At 62.9% G+C, this 16,274-nt stretch carries 18 protein-coding genes; 10 read left to right on the forward strand and 8 right to left on the reverse strand.

Going from position 1 to position 16,274, the window contains the following annotated elements; genetic code table 11:
- The first annotated feature begins 36 nt into the window (after positions 1–36).
- Complete coding sequence (locus tag RAE09_RS07330) at positions 37–1,353, forward strand: O-acetylhomoserine/O-acetylserine sulfhydrylase (RefSeq protein ID WP_316981334.1); 1,317 nt, start codon at positions 37–39, stop codon at positions 1,351–1,353.
- Positions 1,350–2,468, forward strand: coding sequence for a homoserine O-acetyltransferase MetX (gene metX, locus RAE09_RS07335; RefSeq protein ID WP_316981335.1), 1,119 nt, complete (start codon positions 1,350–1,352; stop codon positions 2,466–2,468). The genes RAE09_RS07330 and metX overlap by 4 nt, the downstream gene beginning before the upstream one ends.
- A 102-nt stretch (positions 2,469–2,570) precedes the next feature.
- Here the strand turns inward: metX and RAE09_RS07340 are convergent, their stop codons facing one another.
- The 3 genes from RAE09_RS07340 to RAE09_RS07350 form a co-directional block, all read right to left on the reverse strand.
- The gene (locus RAE09_RS07340; RefSeq protein WP_316981336.1) at positions 2,571–3,551 is read right to left on the reverse strand and encodes an HNH endonuclease signature motif containing protein; all 981 of its coding nucleotides are present in this window, start codon (positions 3,549–3,551) and stop codon (positions 2,571–2,573) included.
- A gap of 125 nt (positions 3,552–3,676) precedes the next feature.
- Positions 3,677–3,991 (reverse strand): DUF3017 domain-containing protein, encoded by a 315-nt coding sequence (locus RAE09_RS07345; protein ID WP_286688006.1) that lies wholly within the window; start codon positions 3,989–3,991, stop codon positions 3,677–3,679.
- Positions 3,988–4,836, reverse strand: a complete 849-nt coding sequence (locus RAE09_RS07350) for a bifunctional methylenetetrahydrofolate dehydrogenase/methenyltetrahydrofolate cyclohydrolase (RefSeq protein ID WP_316981337.1) — start codon at positions 4,834–4,836, stop codon at positions 3,988–3,990. The genes RAE09_RS07345 and RAE09_RS07350 overlap by 4 nt, the downstream gene beginning before the upstream one ends.
- A 23-nt stretch (positions 4,837–4,859) precedes the next feature.
- On the opposite strand from RAE09_RS07350, the gene RAE09_RS07355 reads away from it, so the two are divergent.
- Positions 4,860–5,330 carry a tRNA (cytidine(34)-2'-O)-methyltransferase gene (locus RAE09_RS07355; protein WP_005322648.1) on the forward strand — a complete coding sequence of 157 codons (471 nt, stop codon included), beginning with the start codon at positions 4,860–4,862 and terminating at the stop codon, positions 5,328–5,330.
- Here the strand turns inward: RAE09_RS07355 and RAE09_RS07360 are convergent.
- Both RAE09_RS07360 and RAE09_RS07365 read right to left on the reverse strand, forming a co-directional pair.
- On the reverse strand, positions 5,314–6,678 hold the full coding sequence (locus RAE09_RS07360) for a PH domain-containing protein (protein ID WP_316981338.1): 1,365 nt from the start codon (positions 6,676–6,678) through the stop codon (positions 5,314–5,316). The two genes, RAE09_RS07355 and RAE09_RS07360, sit on opposite strands and share 17 nt — an antisense overlap.
- A complete protein-coding gene (locus RAE09_RS07365; protein ID WP_179387420.1) occupies positions 6,675–7,136 on the reverse strand; it encodes a PH domain-containing protein in 462 nt (153 codons plus the stop codon). Before RAE09_RS07365 ends, RAE09_RS07360 begins: the two co-directional genes overlap by 4 nt.
- A 111-nt stretch (positions 7,137–7,247) precedes the next feature.
- Here RAE09_RS07365 and RAE09_RS07370 point away from each other — a divergent pair, with 111 nt between their 5' ends.
- Genes RAE09_RS07370 through RAE09_RS07385 form a run of 4 tightly spaced genes read left to right on the forward strand, consistent with a single transcriptional unit; the run spans position 7,248 to position 8,810 of the window.
- Complete coding sequence (locus tag RAE09_RS07370; protein ID WP_005322654.1) at positions 7,248–7,796, forward strand: hypothetical protein; 549 nt, start codon at positions 7,248–7,250, stop codon at positions 7,794–7,796.
- The gene (locus RAE09_RS07375; RefSeq protein WP_040424873.1) at positions 7,789–8,007 is read left to right on the forward strand and encodes a helix-turn-helix domain-containing protein; all 219 of its coding nucleotides are present in this window, start codon (positions 7,789–7,791) and stop codon (positions 8,005–8,007) included. Before RAE09_RS07370 ends, RAE09_RS07375 begins: the two co-directional genes overlap by 8 nt.
- Positions 8,008–8,049: 42 nt before the next feature.
- Positions 8,050–8,313 (forward strand): helix-turn-helix transcriptional regulator, encoded by a 264-nt coding sequence (locus tag RAE09_RS07380; RefSeq protein ID WP_005322660.1) that lies wholly within the window; start codon positions 8,050–8,052, stop codon positions 8,311–8,313.
- The gene (locus tag RAE09_RS07385) at positions 8,313–8,810 is read left to right on the forward strand and encodes a hypothetical protein (RefSeq protein WP_316981339.1); all 498 of its coding nucleotides are present in this window, start codon (positions 8,313–8,315) and stop codon (positions 8,808–8,810) included. The genes RAE09_RS07380 and RAE09_RS07385 overlap by 1 nt, the downstream gene beginning before the upstream one ends.
- Here RAE09_RS07385 and RAE09_RS07390 read toward each other — a convergent pair.
- A complete protein-coding gene (locus tag RAE09_RS07390) occupies positions 8,807–11,926 on the reverse strand; it encodes an error-prone DNA polymerase (protein WP_316981340.1) in 3,120 nt (1,039 codons plus the stop codon). The two genes, RAE09_RS07385 and RAE09_RS07390, sit on opposite strands and share 4 nt — an antisense overlap.
- Before the next feature lie 137 nt (positions 11,927–12,063).
- Here RAE09_RS07390 and RAE09_RS07395 point away from each other — a divergent pair, with 137 nt between their 5' ends.
- The 3 genes from RAE09_RS07395 (at position 12,064) to RAE09_RS07405 (ending at position 14,712) form a co-directional block, all read left to right on the forward strand.
- The gene (locus RAE09_RS07395) at positions 12,064–12,927 is read left to right on the forward strand and encodes a MetQ/NlpA family ABC transporter substrate-binding protein (RefSeq protein ID WP_005326805.1); all 864 of its coding nucleotides are present in this window, start codon (positions 12,064–12,066) and stop codon (positions 12,925–12,927) included.
- 70 nt (positions 12,928–12,997) lie between these two features.
- Positions 12,998–14,035 (forward strand): methionine ABC transporter ATP-binding protein, encoded by a 1,038-nt coding sequence (locus RAE09_RS07400; RefSeq protein WP_005322668.1) that lies wholly within the window; start codon positions 12,998–13,000, stop codon positions 14,033–14,035.
- A complete protein-coding gene (locus tag RAE09_RS07405) occupies positions 14,032–14,712 on the forward strand; it encodes a methionine ABC transporter permease (RefSeq protein ID WP_316981341.1) in 681 nt (226 codons plus the stop codon). The genes RAE09_RS07400 and RAE09_RS07405 overlap by 4 nt, the downstream gene beginning before the upstream one ends.
- A 31-nt stretch (positions 14,713–14,743) precedes the next feature.
- Here RAE09_RS07405 and RAE09_RS07410 read toward each other — a convergent pair whose 3' ends face one another.
- Together RAE09_RS07410 and RAE09_RS07415 are read right to left on the reverse strand one after the other, a co-directional pair.
- Complete coding sequence (locus RAE09_RS07410) at positions 14,744–15,604, reverse strand: sucrase ferredoxin (RefSeq protein ID WP_316981342.1); 861 nt, start codon at positions 15,602–15,604, stop codon at positions 14,744–14,746.
- A 113-nt stretch (positions 15,605–15,717) separates the two neighbouring features.
- Positions 15,718–16,274: IS30 family transposase (locus RAE09_RS07415; protein WP_316981343.1), on the reverse strand; the 557-nt coding region annotated here is incomplete at its 5' end.

Genomic DNA, 16,274 nt, shown 5'->3' on the forward strand with positions numbered 1-16,274 from the left:
TCGCAAGCCATACCGCTTGGTCTAGTCTTGCCAAGCATGACGACGAAATACGATAACTCCAATTCCAACTGGTCCTTCGCTACCCGCTCCGTACACGCGGGCCAAAACCTCGACGGGCACCACAACGCCCGCAACGTGCCGATTTACCAGACCACTTCCTACGTCTTTAACGACGCCGAGCACGCGGCCAACCGCTTCAATCTTTCCGACGCCGGCCCCATTTACACCCGCCTGACCAACCCCACCCAGGACGCGTTGGAAGAGCGCCTCGCTTCCCTCGAGGGCGGCGTCGCGGCCGTTGCCTTCGCCTCCGGCCAGGCCGCCGAAACCGCCGCCATTTTGAACCTTGCCTCGGCCGGCGACCACATCGTGACCTCCCCGCGCCTCTACGGCGGCACCTCCACCCTCTTTACCGTCACACTCAAGCGCCTAGGCATCGACGTCACCTTCGTCGAGGACCCGGATGACCCGCATTCCTGGCAGGATGCCGTCCAGCCGAATACCAAGGGCTTCTACGGCGAGACCTTCGGCAACCCCGTGGCCGATGTTCTCGATATCCCGGCCATCGCCGAGGTCGCCCACAACAACCAGGTCCCGCTCATCGTGGATAACACCATCGCCACCGCCGCCCTCGCGCGGCCACTGGACCTCGGCGCGGACATCGTCGTGGTCTCCACCACCAAGTTCTACACCGGCAATGGCTCGGCCATCGGCGGCGCGATTATCGACGGCGGCTCTTTCGACTGGACCGTCACCCGCAACGGCGAGCCCGTCTTCCCCTACTTCGTCACCCCAGATGAGGCCTACCACGGCCTGAAGTACGCCGACCTTGGCGCCCCAGCCTTCGCGCTCAAGGCCCGCGCCGGCCTGCTGCGCGATACCGGTGCCGCAATCTCCCCCTTCAACGCCTGGCTGACGCTGAATGGAATCGAGACGGTGGGGCTGCGCGTCGAAAAGCACAATGCCAATGCCCAGGCCGTTGCCGAGTACCTAGAAGGCCACGTCAGGGTCACCAAGGTCAACTACGCCGGCCTGGATTCTTCGCCGTATAAGGCCACCAAGGAAAAGCTCGGCTACGCCTATACCGGCTCCGTGCTCTCCTTCGACATCGACGGCGGCCGCGAGGAAGCCTGGGCGTTTATCGACGCCCTCAAGCTCCACTCCAACCTCGCCAATATCGGCGATACCCGCTCCCTGGCTGTGCACCCGGCAACCACCACGCACTCCCAGTCCGACGAGCCTGCGCTTGCTGCGGCCGGCATCACCCAGTCCACCATCCGTCTGTCCGTGGGCATCGAGCATATCGACGACATCATCGCGGACCTCGAGCTGGGCTTTGACGCGCTGGCATGAAGCTAGTTAGCATCGGCGACTTTCACACCGAAGCCGGCGCCACGCTTGCCGACGCCCACATTGCCTACCACCGCTTCGGCCACCTCCTCGGCGATCCCCACGGCCGCAATAACGTCATTGTGGTTGAACACGCCCTGACCGGTGATTCGAATGTGGCCGAGTGGTGGGCCGATCTGGTCGGCCCTGGCAAGGCGCTAGATACGACGAAGTGGTGCGTTATCGCCACCAATTCGCTGGGCGGCTGCGGCGGCTCCACCGGCCCTGCCTCCCCGCACCCAGACGACGGCCGCGCCTGGGGCTCGCGCTTCCCCGCACTTTCGGTGCGCGACCTCGTCTCGGCCGAGCGCGCCGCGCTCCGCGAGCTCGGCATCACCCACGTCCACGCCATCATCGGCGGCTCGATGGGCGGCGCGCGCACGCTGGAGTGGACGCTGATGCACCCGGAGGCCGTTGATGCGGCCTGCGTCATTGCCGTATCTGCCCGCGCCTCCGCCTGGCAGATTGGCATCCAGTCGGCACAAATCGCGGCCATCGAGCAGGATTCCTTCTGGCATGGCGGCGACTACTACGCCTCTGCGCAGCGCCCGCGCGAGGGGCTGGCTGCCGCACGTCGCATTGCGCACCTGACGTATCGCGGCGAGCAGGAAATCGACGAGCGCTTCGGCGTCCAGGCCCAGACCGGCGAGAACCCGCTCGGGCCCTACCGCCGCCGCAATGAGCGCTTTGCCGTCAATTCCTACCTGGACTATCAGGGCATCAAGCTGGCCGACCGCTTCGATGCCGGTTCCTATGTCACCCTCACCGAGGCGCTCAACCGCCACGATATCGGCCGCGGCCGCGGCGGCCTTAACCGCGCGCTGGGCTCGTCCGAGGTGCCAACGATGGTCGTCGGCGTAGACACGGACATCTTGTACCCGTATCACCAGCAAGAACACCTCTCGCGCAACCTCGGCAACCTGCTGGCGATGGCGAAGATTGTCTCCCCGGTAGGCCACGACGCTTTTCTTACCGAGTCACGCCAGATGGATCGCATCTTGCGCAATTTCCTCACGCTTTCCCAACCGGACCCGGGCATCGATTCTGCGGCAGGCGATCCCACGGAGTATTCGATCTAAGTGCTCGCTGCATCTGCAATCGCCGAAGCTGCGCAGCGCGCACCATCGATAAGGCGTGCGGCACGCTGCGCTGGGGTTATGGCTTGACGCGGCGGGACGGGATCAGCCGTCTTCGGGCGGTGAGGCCCAGGGCGGGCGCCAGACGATACCTTCGCCGGGGCGGCGCTCGAGCCGACCGCGACGCGGCGGCGCATTGGGGTCATCATCATTGACCCCGTTGTGATACTTGCAGGCCATGGTGAGGTTCTCGGGATTCGTGTCCCCACCGAGCAACCACGGGGTGAGGTGGTGGACCTGGCATTCATCCGCCGGCGTATGGCAGTCGGGCCACGGACACACAGGGTTTTCCGCCATCGCCATCTGGCGTTGCTTCCATGTAGCCCGGCGCCGCGATTGATAGAGGTTTACGGGGCCGGTGACGGGGTGGATGAGGGTGATAAGGCCGACGTCGGCAAGCGCGCGGCGGGCAAGGTCCGCACCGGAGATTTGTGCGCCATTGGTCAGCTGCAGGGTGACGTCCTCGCCATGGGTAACTTTGACCATCTCATTGAGGGTGAGCACCACATTGGTGGTGATTGTGGAGACGGCGGCACCCTGGGAAAAGACGCGGCGGGCATCGGCGACGGTGGAGACATGGTTGTTAATCTCTGCCACCAGTTCGGACTCGGCGGTAATGGTCAGCGTCCACAGGTCGTCGCGGCGGCGGGTAAGACGCACGCCCTCAGAGCGCTTGGTGGTGCGCTCCTCGCGCACAAGGCGGCGGGCGCGCTTTTCAATCTCGCTGGTAGCCACACGCAGGGCGCAGAGTTCCTCGCGCAGCACCCAGGCCCCACGCTGGGTTTTCATTTTTTGCGCATAGTGCTCGATGATTTTTAGCGCGTCGAGCGGCAGCGTGGTGCGGCGGGCGGTACGCTGCTTGGCGCGAAAGGAGGTGCGGCCGAAGTAGGTATCAGCAAGGCGGGCAAACTCGGCGGCCTCGCGATCGCTAAAGCCCTTATCGACGAGCTCTTCTACCGACAGCCCAGCGCACTCCTCGATGAGCACCATCGGGGAGTTCACGGCAGCCAGGTAGTTCGAAATCATGGCCCCGAGCCTAAGCCGGCCGCGCATGCCGACGCGCGGTGGCGGGCGGTGACCTGTGGATAACCGCCCGAACTACACCATTTAGGGCCGAGTTGGGTGATGGCTCTACAAAAACCTGTGGACAACTAGCTGCCGAGCGAGTCCACCGAGAAGGCCAGAAAGGCCATCGTGGCGCCGAGCAGGCCGGTAAAGCAGGCATCGAAGCGGCGCGAGCGCACTGCCAGCACGCCGACGCGACTGGAATCACACGTCAGGCGGACCACGGTGAGCCACAGCAAGGCCAGGCCGAGGAGGAACGTGGCCCGGCGCCAGTATTCGAAGACGGCATAGCCGCCGGAGACGACCACGCCGGCCACGAAGAGGCCGATTGCTGCCCACTGCGCGGCGGGCGGCAGCGGGGAGGGCGCGAGGCCGGCGTCGTGCGGGTTATCTAGATTCACGCCAACTTTTCCGCGCGCTCGACGATATTCCGCACCAAGAAGGCACGGGTCAGCGGGCCGACGCCGCCCGGGTTCGGCGAGACGAATCCGGCCTTGTCCCAGCAGTCTGGGTGGATGTCGCCGGTGAGCTTGCCGTCGACGCGGGAGACTCCGACGTCGAGAAGCGCGGCGCCTTCCTTAATCATGTCCGCGGTGAGCATGTGGGGCTGGCCGGCGGCGGCGATGACGATATCGGCCTCGCGGGTCTCGGCGGCCAGGTCCTTGGTGCCGGTGTGGCAGAGGGTGACGGTGGAGTTCTCGCTGCGGCGGGTAAGCATCAGGCCGATGGGACGACCCACGGTCACGCCGCGGCCGATGACCACGGTCTTGGCGCCGTCAAGCTCAACGCCGAAGCGGCGCAGCAGGTGCAGGCAGCCGTTCGGGGTACAAGGCAGGGGCGCGTCCTCGTTGAGCACGAGCTTGCCCAGGTTGACCGGGTGCAGGCCGTCGGCATCCTTTTCGGGGTCGATGCGCTCGAGGATGGCGTTTTCGTCTAGGTGCTTGGGCAACGGGAGCTGGACGATGTAGCCGGTGCAGGCGTCATCGGCGTTGAGCTCATCGATGACGGCCTCGAGTTCTTCCTGCGTGATATCGGCAGGCAAGTCCTTGCGGATGGAGTTGATGCCGAGTTTTTCGCAGTCGCGGTGCTTCATCTTCACATAGGACTGGGAACCGGGGTCCTCGCCCACAAGAACTGTGGCGAGGCCGGGCGTAATCCCATTGTCCTTCAGTGCGGCCACGCGCTGGGCGAGGTCGGCGAAAATCTCGTCGCGGTACAGTGTGCCATCTAGTTTGGTAGCGCTCATAGCCACCATCCTAGACTGAAGGCATGAGCCAGCTGCACATTGTCTTTGATAACCCGGTCATTCCTACTAATACGGGCAACGCCATCCGCACGGCCGCGGTAACGGGCGCGAGCCTGCACCTGATTGAGCCGCTGGGCTTTAATTTCGACGATAAGCACTTAAAGCGCGCCGGACTGGATTATCACGATCTGGCTGATGTGCAGATTCACAAGGATTTTCAGGCCTGCATGGATGCACTGCCGGGGGCGCGCGTATTCGCGTTTACCACGCATACGGATAAGTGGTTTACAGATATCGAATACCAGGAGGGCGATGTCCTTCTCTTCGGCACGGAGCCGACCGGCCTGCCGGAGGAGCATATCAATCATCCGCGCGTGACGGACCGCGTGCGTATTCCGATGGTGCCGGCTAGGCGCTCGATGAACCTATCGAATTCGGCGTCGACGGCCGTATTCGAGGCGTGGCGCCAACTGGGTTTTAACGGGGCGGTTTAAGCTCCGGCAGTTGGCGGGAGCGCAGGCGGGCTAGGAGTGCGGTGGCGTCGGCAAGCGTGAGGTTGCGCGCGGCCATGCGCACGGGCCCTTGGACTAGGTCGAGGTCGACGGTGGCCAGGCCGAGCGCCTGGGAAATCGGCCCGCGGCGGTAAGTTAGCTCCTGGATATGGGAGGTGTGGATGGCCTTGACGCGGCGGTTGAGCCGGCCGTTGCGCACTATGACGTAGTCGCCGGTGAGCGCGACGGTTTGCTGGCGGTAGTCCAGCGGGGAGACCCATTTGGCGCGGGCCGGAGAGGCGTAGGTGGGGGCGGCATCGGCCGGGAGGAATTGCCGGGCTTGGGCGAGGGAGCCGACCGGCAGGATGCGGGTGGAGCCAGAAGCCTTGCCGCTTGCCGACGCCCCATATCCCGCCACCGAAACCCTCACCTCGTACCAGCCCAGCGGCCGCCACAGGAACGGCTGGGTAATTTGCACGGCGTGGATGCGGTCAAGGCGGATGCTTTGGCGGCGGCGATCGGCCAGGCCGTAGGTGATGTTGAGTACCTCGCCGTCGGTGCGGGCGGTGTAGCGCCAGGAGGAATCGAGCACGTTCCAGACGTTGGGTATCGCGCCGACGAGGATAGGCAGCGCGGTCGACAGCGGCAGCCGGGTGACCACGACGACGATGAGGAAGCCGACGAGGAAAAGCGTGGAGGTGCGCAGCGCGGCCGCCATAAGGGAGCGCGCGATCGGGATTTCGGGCACGAGGGCTGGTTCTTCAGCCGGCGGGGCAGGCGATTGGGCGCTGACGCCGTCGGCGGCGGTTGCGTCGAAGTCAGTGTCCGCGGCCGGTGTGGGAGCGCCGTGAACGCGGGCGAGGATGTCCTCGCGCAGGGCTTCGGCGTCGGCCTTTTTGAGGTACGCGATTTCGATGACGGACGATTGGCCGCCGGCTGTTTCTACGCGCACGGCTGCTAGCCGGAAGAGGCGAGCGATGACGGGTTCGACGACGTCGACGGCCTGGGTGCGGTCATAGCGCGCGGTGCGCAGTTGGGTGGAAAAGAGTCCGCGGCGCAGGGATAGCTCGTCCGCGCCGAGCTGGTAGCCCATGCGGCGCCACCACAGGCCGGAGGCGAGCCACACGACCGCGCAGACCGCGACGAACGCGGCGAGAGCTAGGGCGGTATCGCGCAGGGCCTCGCCGCGGTGCTCGCCAGTGATGAAGGCGAAGATATCGCGCAAGGCCTCCAGGTTGATGTTGAGGGCGAAGGCCGCGATGAGAGCCAGGATCACTGACCATAGGCGCAGCAGCGGGGTAAGACGGTGGACGCGGCGGAAGCTTGGTTGGGTGCTGGACTGGTCGTTCATAGGCCGCTCATCCGTTCGCGGGCTTGGTGGGCAAGGCGGGTGCGGAGGGCGTCGGCAAGCGGGGCTTCCAGGCCCTTGATGGTGGCGTCCGTGCTGGCTGAGGCCGTGTGGAGCTGCAGCTTTTTCAGCCCGAGGGCGCGGTCGATGGGCCCGGAGGTCACGTCGACGAATTGGATGCGGCCGTAGGGCACGACGGTGAAGGAATGCCAGAGCTTGCCGCGAGTGATAAGTAGCTCATCGTCGGTTTCGAGCCAGCCCATGTTGCGCACCTGGGCGGGGATGAGCCAGAGCAGCCAGAAGAATAGGGCGACGAAAAGCCCGGCCGCCCAGTAGAACCACGGGGTCCACCAGAAACCTGCCGCACCGGCGGCCGCCGCGAGGACAATCATCCAGCTCAGGTGGTGGATATAACGCGAGGTCACCAGGCGTGGCGAGACGGGATTCATTTCTTCGCTCATAGTTATTGACAGTATCAATCGGGCCATACCCTTGCGTCACTTATCGTTAATCGATATTATCGAATTACGACAACATCGAGAGTCGATAAACAATCGGCGGAAAGGATTGTCATGACCACCCCACAACCCACCTCCAAGGCCGAGCGCCGCGAAATTAACACAGCGGCCGGCATCTGCCTCCTTACCATCGTCATCCTCGGCCCTACCTACCTGCGTGAGCTTGCCACCGGACGCTTTTCCACCGCACTGAGCGCAGCCATCCCAGAAGGCCTAAGCAAACACAACCTCGACGGCGGACCATTCTGGATGCTCACCGCAGCGCTCGTCGTTAAGATTGCGGCTATTTTGATCATCGCGTTCTTTACCTACCGTCTGGTCAAGCCCATGCTTCGCGGGCAGGTCTTCACTACGAAAAATATTCGCTTCCTCAATGGAATAGCCATCGGGATTCTCGTCTGGTTTATCGGACGCTTCCCGCTCGAAGGTATGGGCAACAACTGGGCCTCTTCACAGCTAGGGATCGACTGGTGGTCCAGCCAGAGCGGAACGTCATTTGGCGAGCTCGCGCTGCTTTACCTCTTTGCCTGCGCCCTACAACTCTTCTCAGCCGCCATCAAGCGCGGCTGCAAGCTAGAAGAGGAGGTCGAAGGACTTGTCTGAGCCACAAGGGCCCCAGGTAGTCTGCCACCTCGACCGAATAATGGAAGAGCGCGGCATAACCGGAGCGGCACTCGCTAAAGAAGTAGGCATCACCCCAGTCAACCTCTCCGTATTGAAGAATAATCGTGCCAAAGCCGTACGCTTTAGCACCCTCGCAGCACTGTGTGCGGCACTGGACTGCCAGCCGGGAGATATCTTCGGTGTCGAATAGCAACCCTTGCCAGGGTGTTGGGTTTATGCAATACTTTGACTCATGTCCCCAAAGAAGAAGCCCTCCGCACCCATTTATAACCGGGTACGCGTGCTGCGCGCCGAGCGGGACATGTCGCGCGCGCAGCTGGCTGAGGCCATCGACGTCAATCCCCAGACCGTCGGAGCCCTCGAGCGCGGGGACCACTCCCCCAGCCTGGACCTAGCCTTTCGCGTCTGCGAAGTCTTTGACCTTCCGGTGGAGGCTATCTTTTCCCGCCAGGAATTTGCCCCTATGTCCACTGAAATCTATAGGAAGAATTCCTAATGGCTACCACAATTCCCGCCTCTGTTTCCCGCCGCAAGCGCTTGATCCTAGCCGGCGACATTTTTCTCGGCCTGGCCATCGTGGCGGCGGCCCTGCACTTCTTCGCGCTTGGCTTGTCTAATCTGCTGTGGCCGATAGCTGGCATTGCGGCGACCATGTGCACCACGTGGCTGCGCCAGTCCATTCGGCACCTCGACGTTCCCACTACGGAAATGGATGAGTACGAGCTGCGCCTGCATACCGACGCCCGCGACAAAGGCCTGAAAACCGCATTGGCCACGGCCATAGTGCTCTTCCTCGTCGCCGGCGCCACCGCTTTTGGGCTGCGCTTCTTCGGCGCGGAGCACGTTGCGGTGGAGCAGGCGACCTCGGGGGCCAATATCGCCATCTTCTTTGCCAAGCTCATCTATATCCAGCTGCTGTGGATTCCATTTGCGGTAGCCAAGGAATTGGCCAATAAGCTCAACGCGGACGAGCTGCGCAGCGGCGGCAACTAGCGGAAGTCGCGGGAGCCGCGGGAGAGGAATTTACCAAAGTCCAGCGGCTCGAGCTTATCTGCGACCACGCTGACCGCGCCGGTGGCATTTTGCACAATGCCACGGATGATCATCGCGCGGGCAGTGCGGGCCAGCACCTTATGTCGCGACCACAATCCGGGTGAGACCATCACGTTCATCAAACCGGTTTCATCCTCGACCCCCAAAAAGGTCAGGCCAGAAGCAGTACGTGGGCGCTGGCGGTGAGTAATGATGCCGGCGATGCGCACGCGGGTGCCATCGGGGACATGGGGGAGATGGGAGGCAGGGAGGACGTCGGCAAGCGAGGCACGCACCAGCTCCATCGGCTGCTGGTTATGGGTCACGCCGGTAGCGGCGACGTCGGTAGCCATGAGCTCAAACGCGGACATGCCGGGCAGGTGCGGCGAGGCCAGGGCGGACGTACCGGGCAGCATGCCCTCGCGCTCGGTAGCGGCGACGCCAGCCTGCCACAGCGCTTGGCGACGATCCAGCCCCAGACACTCCAACGCCCCGGCCGTAGCCAGCGCCTCCACCTGCTCCACGCTGAGATCCGCCCGGCGCGAAAGATCGGACACGCTAGTAAAAGGCGCGGCCGCCTCCACGCGCTCGGCGGCGGACTCCCCTAGCCCCTTGATGAGGTTAAGGCCCAAGCGAATCTCGGCCGACCCCGTCGCACGGGCCTGGGCGCCGGAGTCATTAATGCTTACCGGCAGCACCCGCACGCCGTGACGACGGGCGTCTTGGATGAGCGACTGCGGGGAATAGAAACCCATCGGCTGCGCGCGCAGTAACCCCACGCAGAATTCCGCCGGGTAGTGGTATTTAAACCACGCGGAAAAATACACCAGCGAGGCAAAGGACTGCGAGTGCGATTCCGGGAAGCCATAGGCGGCGAAGGCCACGATTTTGGTCCACAGCTTTTCTGCCACCTCGCCCTCGATACCGTTGGTCTCGCGCAGGCCGGCAAAGAAGCGGCTGCGCAGCGCGGCCATCTTTTCCGGGGAGCGCTTCGAGCCCATGGCGCGGCGCAGGTCATCGGCCTCGGCGCCGGAAAAACCGGCGGCGTCGACCGCGATCTGCATCAACTGCTCCTGGAAGAGCGGGATGCCCAACGTCTTACCCAGGGATTTTTCCAGCACGGGATGGTCATAGGTCACCTCCTCAAGGCCATCGCGGCGGCGCAGGTAGGGATGCACGGACCCGCCCTGGATGGGGCCGGGGCGAATGAGCGCGACCTCGACCACCAGGTCAAAGAAGCGACGCGGCTTCAGGCGCGGCAGCGTGGCTAGCTGCGCGCGGGATTCCACCTGGAAGACGCCCACCGCATCGGCGCGGCAGAGCATGTCATAGACCTCCGGCTCGGCTAGGTCGAGCTCCCACAGGTGCACCTCGCGGCCGGTGGTGGCGCGCACGGCATCGATCATGTGATGCAGCGCCTCCAACATGCCCAGGCCCAAGAGATCGAATTTCACCAGGCCGGCGGCCGCGCAATCGTCCTTATCCCACTGCAATACGGAACGATTTTCCATGCGCGCCCATTCCATAGGAACGACGTCCGCAATGGGCCGATCACATAGCACCATGCCACCGGAGTGGATGCCTAGGTGGCGGGGCTGGCCGAGGAATTGCTCGGCTAATGAGGAGACGTCGGCAGGCGGCTCAGAGGTACCTTTCGACCACGCATCGGCCGAGCCCTGCGGGTAGCCCAACGCGCGGGCGGCATCGCGCGTAGCTCCCTTGCGGCGATAGGTAATGACATTGGCCACCTGCGCGGCGCGATCGCGGCCGTGGATGCGGTAGACATACTGGATGACTTCCTCGCGGCGGCCGGACTCGATGTCGATATCAATATCGGGCGGGCCATCGCGGTCCGGGGAGAGAAAGCGCTCGAAAAGCAGCTGCGCGGAGATGGGCTCCGCATTGGTAATGCCCAGCGCAAAGCACACCGCGGAGTTGGCGGCCGAGCCGCGGCCTTGGCACAGAATATTCTCGCGGCGGCAAAAATCCACCAGGTCGCAGACAATCAGGAAGTAACCGGGAAAGCCCAGCTGCTTGATGACGCCCAGTTCATGCCGAATCTGTTTCCTTGCTGCCTGCCGGATCTCGGCCGGGCGCGAAGCATAGCGGCTCTTGGCACGGCGCCAGACCTCGTGCTCCAGCCAGCTCATTTCGGTGTGCCCCTCCGGCACCGGAAAATGCGGCAGGTTCGGGGCAAGCGCATCCCAGGTAAAGGAGCACTCGCGGGCGAGCGCCACGGTTTCGGCGATGAGCTCCGGCCGATCTGGCAAGAGTTGCGCCATCTGCTCGCCGGATCGCAGCCAGCCAGCCCCCATGGGGTGGGCATGCGGCGCGGCGGCCGCAAGAGATTCGCGCCGGGCTAGGGCACGCTTGGCGGCGGCGAGCCGAGTTTGGTCGCGGGTCGCGGCCGCGGGCCGTGCGGTTGCGATGGCCCGCAGGTTATTGTATTTATCGAGGAAACGGTGCCGATCCGCATCCTCTGGGGACATGCTGCACGAATATTCGAGAACTATGCTGTCTATTTTTATTCTTTCGAGCAGGTTATCGATTTCTGCTAGCGCCTCCGGCCCCACCAGAAAGAAGCACTCCCCTTCCAGTTCGCGCGCCACCTCATCCAAGGGCGGATAAGCCACGCAATCCTTCTCCCCGGCTTCCATCCGGGCGCGCGCGATGAGGCGCGACAGGCGGCGATAGCCCTCCGGGGTGCGCGCCAGCACGGTCACCGGGGCCTCCGCGAGCGATAGCTCCGCGCCATATACGGCCGGAATACCTGCTTTAGCTGCTGCTTCGGCGAATTTCATGAGTCCATAAAAACCATCGCGGTCCACGATGGCCAACCCCTCAAGGCCCAGCTCTACGGCTCGGGACACCAGCTCTTCCGGCTCGGCGGCGCCGTCGAGAAAGCTATAGGAACTTACGGCGTGCAGCTCCGCAAAGGGCACGGTGGAATGGCCACGCTGGACAGGAACCGTTGGCCCATGAAGGTGATTAACCGACACGGGCGCAGCAGATTCGCGGCCGGAGAGGATGCGCTCCACCCGCGACCACGACAGCGCCCTTCCACCATTAAATTTCACTCCACATAGCGTAATATCGAATCATTGTTCTATACAAGCCGGTGGGGCGTGATGTTCACAATAGACAAAGCGGTTCGCTGATTGCTAAGTTGCTAAACAAGCAAATTATTTCAACTCCTACAAGAAGGGGATTCCCCATGCAGATCCGTCGCGTAGTGGCTGCTACCGCCGCCGTAACCATCGCCGCCACCAGCCTGGTGGCATGCTCTTCCGACTCCGATGACTCCAAGGCCATCAAAGTCGGCACCACCGATGACGCAAAGAAGGCTTGGGTAGCGTTCGAGCAGGAAGCAAAGAACGCAGGCTATGACATCGATATCCAGCCTTTCGCGGATTACAACACCCCGAACCAGGCTCTGGACCAGGGCGAGCTGGACACCAATAACTTCCAGCACCTGAAGTTCTTGGCGGAGTATAACCACGGCAACAGCACCAACCTGGTGCCTATCGTGGCTACCGAGATCGTGCCGCTGGCACTGTTCTGGAAGGACCACGACTCCCTCGACGGCATCGAGGGCGAAGAGGTCGCCATCCCGAATGACTCCACCAACCAGGCTCGCGCCATCAACGTGTTGGTTCAGGCCGGCCTTCTCACCCTGAAGGACAAGGACAACCTGGAGCCCACCCCGCTGGACATCGATGAGAAGAAGTCCAAGGTCAAGGTCACCCCGGTAGATGCCGCACAGACCACGTCCGCACACGGCGAGGGCACCCCGGCGATTATCAATAACTCCTTCTTGGAGCGCGCCGGCATCGACCCAGCCACCGCCATCTTCCAGGACGACCCGAACTCTGAAGAGGCAGAGCCGTACATCAACGTCTTCGCCGTCCGCGAGGAAGATGCCGATAACGAGGACATCAAGAAGCTCGCCGAGCTATGGCACAGCGACGCCGTCCAGGAGGGCGTTGACGAAGACTCCGCCGGCACCTCCGTCGAGGTGGAGCGCAGCCAGGAGGATCTGCAGAAGATCCTGGATAAGCTCGAAGCAGATCTGGACTAATCACCCTTGCTTTTACCCCGCCGGAGACCCCGGCGGGGTTTGGCACTTTCCTAGCTAAGGACGCAAACACGTGGCAGATTCCACCCACCGCGGCACCCGCATTGAGTTCCGCGAGATCACCAAGATCTTTAAGCAGAAAAAAGCGCGAATTAAGGCGCTCGACCATGTCTCCATGACCATCGAGCCTGGCGAAATCGTCGGCATCATTGGTTATTCCGGCGCCGGCAAGTCCACCCTCGTGCGCATGATCAACGGCCTGGACACCCCATCCTCTGGCGAGCTACTGCTCGACGAGACCAATATCGTTGGCATGTCCGAGCGGAAACTGCGTGGCATTCGCCGCAATATCGGCATGATCTTCCAGCAGTTCAACCTGATGAGCTCGCGCACCGCGGCCGGCAATATTGAATACCCGCTGCAGCTGCAGGGCGTCGGCAAGCAAGAGCGCGCCCAGCGCGTGCAAGAACTGCTGGACTTCGTCGGCCTGGGAGACAAAGGCAAGAGCTACCCGGAGCAACTCTCCGGCGGCCAGAAGCAGCGCGTTGGCATTGCCCGTGCGCTGGCCACCAACCCTTCGCTGCTGCTTGCCGACGAAGCCACTTCCGCCCTCGACCCCACCACCACGCAGGAAGTCCTCGACCTGCTGCGCCGGGTGAACAAGGAATTCGGCATCACCATCGTGGTTATTACCCACGAGATGGAAGTCGTTCGCTCCATCGCCGATAAGGTCGCCGTGATGGAAAACGGCCGCGTAGTAGAGCAAGGCAGCGTCTATGAGGTCTTCTCCAACCCGCAGACCTCCGTGGCCGCCAAGTTCGTGGCCACCTCGCTGCGCAACGAACCCGACGTCGTCGAAACCGACGACCTGCTTGCGCACGAAGGCCGTCTGTTTACCATCAACCTGACCGAGGAATCCGGCTTCTTCACCGCCGCCGCTCGGCTTAAAGAGGCCGGCGTGTCCATCGCCGTCGTGCACGGCGGTATTACCACGTTGCAGCAGCATTCCTTTGGCAAGCTGACCGTGCGGCTTAGCGGCGATAATAACGCCATCGAAGAGTTCTACCGCACGCTTTCTACCACCACCCAGATTGAGGAGATTGCACGATGACCGTCACCAACCTCGCCCAAGCCAACTGGGACCGCCTCGGCCCTTCGCTCGCCGATGCCATCGTCGATACCCTCATCATGGTGTCGACCACCCTCATTGTCTCCGGCATCCTCGGCCTTGGCCTGGGCATGCTGCTCTACACCACCCGCACGGGCGGCATCCTGCAAAACAGGTTTGTCTACGTCATTGTTAACCTGCTGGTGAACTTCGTCCGCCCCATCCCGTTCATCATTTTGCTGGCCTTTGCCCAGCCACTGACCGTCATAGTGATGGGCGGTTCCATCGGCCGCGGCCCGGCCACCTTCGTCATGGTCATCGCGGCGACCTTCTCCGTGGCCCGCGTGGTGGAGCAAAACCTCGTGGCCATCGATCCCGGTGTTATCGAGGCCGCCCGCTCCATGGGTGCCTCGCCGTGGAAGATCATTACCTCCGTGATCGTCCCGGAGGCCCTCGGCCCGCTGATTCTGGGCTACACCTTCCTATTTATCGCCATTGTGGATATGTCCGCTATGGCCGGCTACGTCGGCGGCGGCGGCTTAGGCGACTTTGCCATCGTCTACGGTTACCGCGCCTTCGAGTGGGAAGTCACCGTCGTGGCCACGCTCATCATCATCGTGCTGGTGCAGGCCGCGCAGTTCTTCGGCAACTGGCTCTCCTCCAAGGTCATGCGCCGCTAGCCCCCGCTTGCCGACGCCGCCTTCGCGCAGCCTACCCCGCGACCGGCTCCACGCCGGTCGCTACGATGGCTTGGCCTTTCTTCGGCGCATCGCCGCACGAGGAGACCACGCCTTCTACCTCGCGCTCCTCGAGCGTCACGCGCCAGCGCCGGCCGTCAGTGTGGCTGACCTCGCCGCCGTCGGTGGCGGTGAGCTGGCCATAGGAGAGGTCCTCGCCGGCGTCGATAAGCGCGCGGGCCACCGCCAACTCCGCCACCTGGCCGCGCGGGCCGAAAATACCGCGCCCGCGATTTACCGGGTAGAAATACTTCCCCTTCGCCGCCGCCGCAATCATCTGCGCGGCGGCTTCTTTATTCATGCGACCAAAAGAATAGCCCCACGGCATGAGCATGACCGACGGCGCGAACCGGTGCCCCTTCGTGTGCGAGGTCTCCCACACCATATCCGGATAATCCGCCACCAGCTCCGCAGCCAGCGGCCGGCCCTTGACCGCACAGCACGTATCGCGCTTCGCATGCGTGCACACCAGCACCAGCGGCGTATCCAAAGCGCCGCCCCCATTGCGGCCAGGCCCGGTCAGGTCCAGATCGAGGATCTTCTCCGGGCCCGTCAGCAGCACGAGCTCCATCACGCCCTGCTCGGCCCACACCAGGTAGCAGCGGTGCATCTTGCCCACCTGGCGGCCATTGCGGCCCGGCCGGCGAATAAGCTGCAGCCCTGCCATACCCTTCAGCTTGATCTTGAGCTGCGCTGTGAGCTCCGGCCCAAAGGTATCGCCATCGAGCACGTCGCGCGACCATCCGCCCGGCCACTCGAAAAGCACATAGACGGATTCCTTCTTCGCCGTACCTGGCAGCGGCTCTACCTGGATATCTGAACAGAACTCGGTCATATACCTAAGCCTAACCTTTCTGCATTTCAGCTCACACCCTTGGCAACAATTCGGCCACGAAGTACCCCCTCAGCTATACAGTTGGCGGATTCTAGTGGTCGTGGAAACACTTCCTATGTTTCGGTTGAGTTTATCAGTGCTGCCATTTTCTCGGCTGGTGTTTGAAAGCCCAGGGTTTTGCGGGGGCGGCGGTTGAGTTGCATGGCGACGAATTCTAGGTCCGCTGCACTGTGGAGGCTTAGGTCTGTTCCTTTGGGGAAGTACTGCCTAAGTAGTCCGTTGGTGTTTTCATTGGTGCCCCGCTGCCACGGCGAGCCAGGATCGCAGAAGAACACGGGACAGTTTGTCGCTACAGAAAAGGCCTTATGGCAGGCCATTTCACTTCCCTGGTCCCAGGTAAGTGAGCCTTTGAGATGATCTGGCAAGCCAGCGATCGCTTTAGTAAGTGCTGCATTTACTTCGGTAGCATTATGCCCATTAGGTAGATGCAGCAAGATGACATAGCGCGTGGTTCGTTCTACGAGAGTCCCAATTGCAGACTTATTGCCCGCGCCTAAGATGAGGTCGCCTTCCCAATGACCTGGTACGGCTCGGTCGTCTACTTCTGCTGGCCGGTCGGAAATCATCACTATAGGGTCAACAAACCGCTTGCGGGCGCTGCGCGTGCCAC

This window comes from Corynebacterium tuberculostearicum (assembly GCF_032821615.1).
Lineage (GTDB): Bacteria > Actinomycetota > Actinomycetes > Mycobacteriales > Mycobacteriaceae > Corynebacterium > Corynebacterium tuberculostearicum_H.

What these genes read in the sequence shown, in the direction of transcription:
- RAE09_RS07330 (WP_316981334.1), top strand. Translation starts at nt 37, where the DNA reads ATGACGACGAAATACGATAACTCCAATTCCAACTGGTCCTTCGCTACC.
- metX (WP_316981335.1), top strand. Translation starts at nt 1,350, where the DNA reads ATGAAGCTAGTTAGCATCGGCGACTTTCACACCGAAGCCGGCGCCACG.
- RAE09_RS07340 (WP_316981336.1), bottom strand. Translation starts at nt 3,551, where the DNA reads ATGATTTCGAACTACCTGGCTGCCGTGAACTCCCCGATGGTGCTCATC.
- RAE09_RS07350 (WP_316981337.1), bottom strand. Translation starts at nt 4,836, where the DNA reads ATGAGCGCTACCAAACTAGATGGCACACTGTACCGCGACGAGATTTTC.
- RAE09_RS07355 (WP_005322648.1), top strand. Translation starts at nt 4,860, where the DNA reads ATGAGCCAGCTGCACATTGTCTTTGATAACCCGGTCATTCCTACTAAT.
- RAE09_RS07360 (WP_316981338.1), bottom strand. Translation starts at nt 6,678, where the DNA reads ATGAACGACCAGTCCAGCACCCAACCAAGCTTCCGCCGCGTCCACCGT.
- RAE09_RS07365 (WP_179387420.1), bottom strand. Translation starts at nt 7,136, where the DNA reads ATGAGCGAAGAAATGAATCCCGTCTCGCCACGCCTGGTGACCTCGCGT.
- RAE09_RS07370 (WP_005322654.1), top strand. Translation starts at nt 7,248, where the DNA reads ATGACCACCCCACAACCCACCTCCAAGGCCGAGCGCCGCGAAATTAAC.
- RAE09_RS07380 (WP_005322660.1), top strand. Translation starts at nt 8,050, where the DNA reads ATGTCCCCAAAGAAGAAGCCCTCCGCACCCATTTATAACCGGGTACGC.
- RAE09_RS07385 (WP_316981339.1), top strand. Translation starts at nt 8,313, where the DNA reads ATGGCTACCACAATTCCCGCCTCTGTTTCCCGCCGCAAGCGCTTGATC.
- RAE09_RS07395 (WP_005326805.1), top strand. Translation starts at nt 12,064, where the DNA reads ATGCAGATCCGTCGCGTAGTGGCTGCTACCGCCGCCGTAACCATCGCC.
- RAE09_RS07405 (WP_316981341.1), top strand. Translation starts at nt 14,032, where the DNA reads ATGACCGTCACCAACCTCGCCCAAGCCAACTGGGACCGCCTCGGCCCT.
- RAE09_RS07410 (WP_316981342.1), bottom strand. Translation starts at nt 15,604, where the DNA reads ATGACCGAGTTCTGTTCAGATATCCAGGTAGAGCCGCTGCCAGGTACG.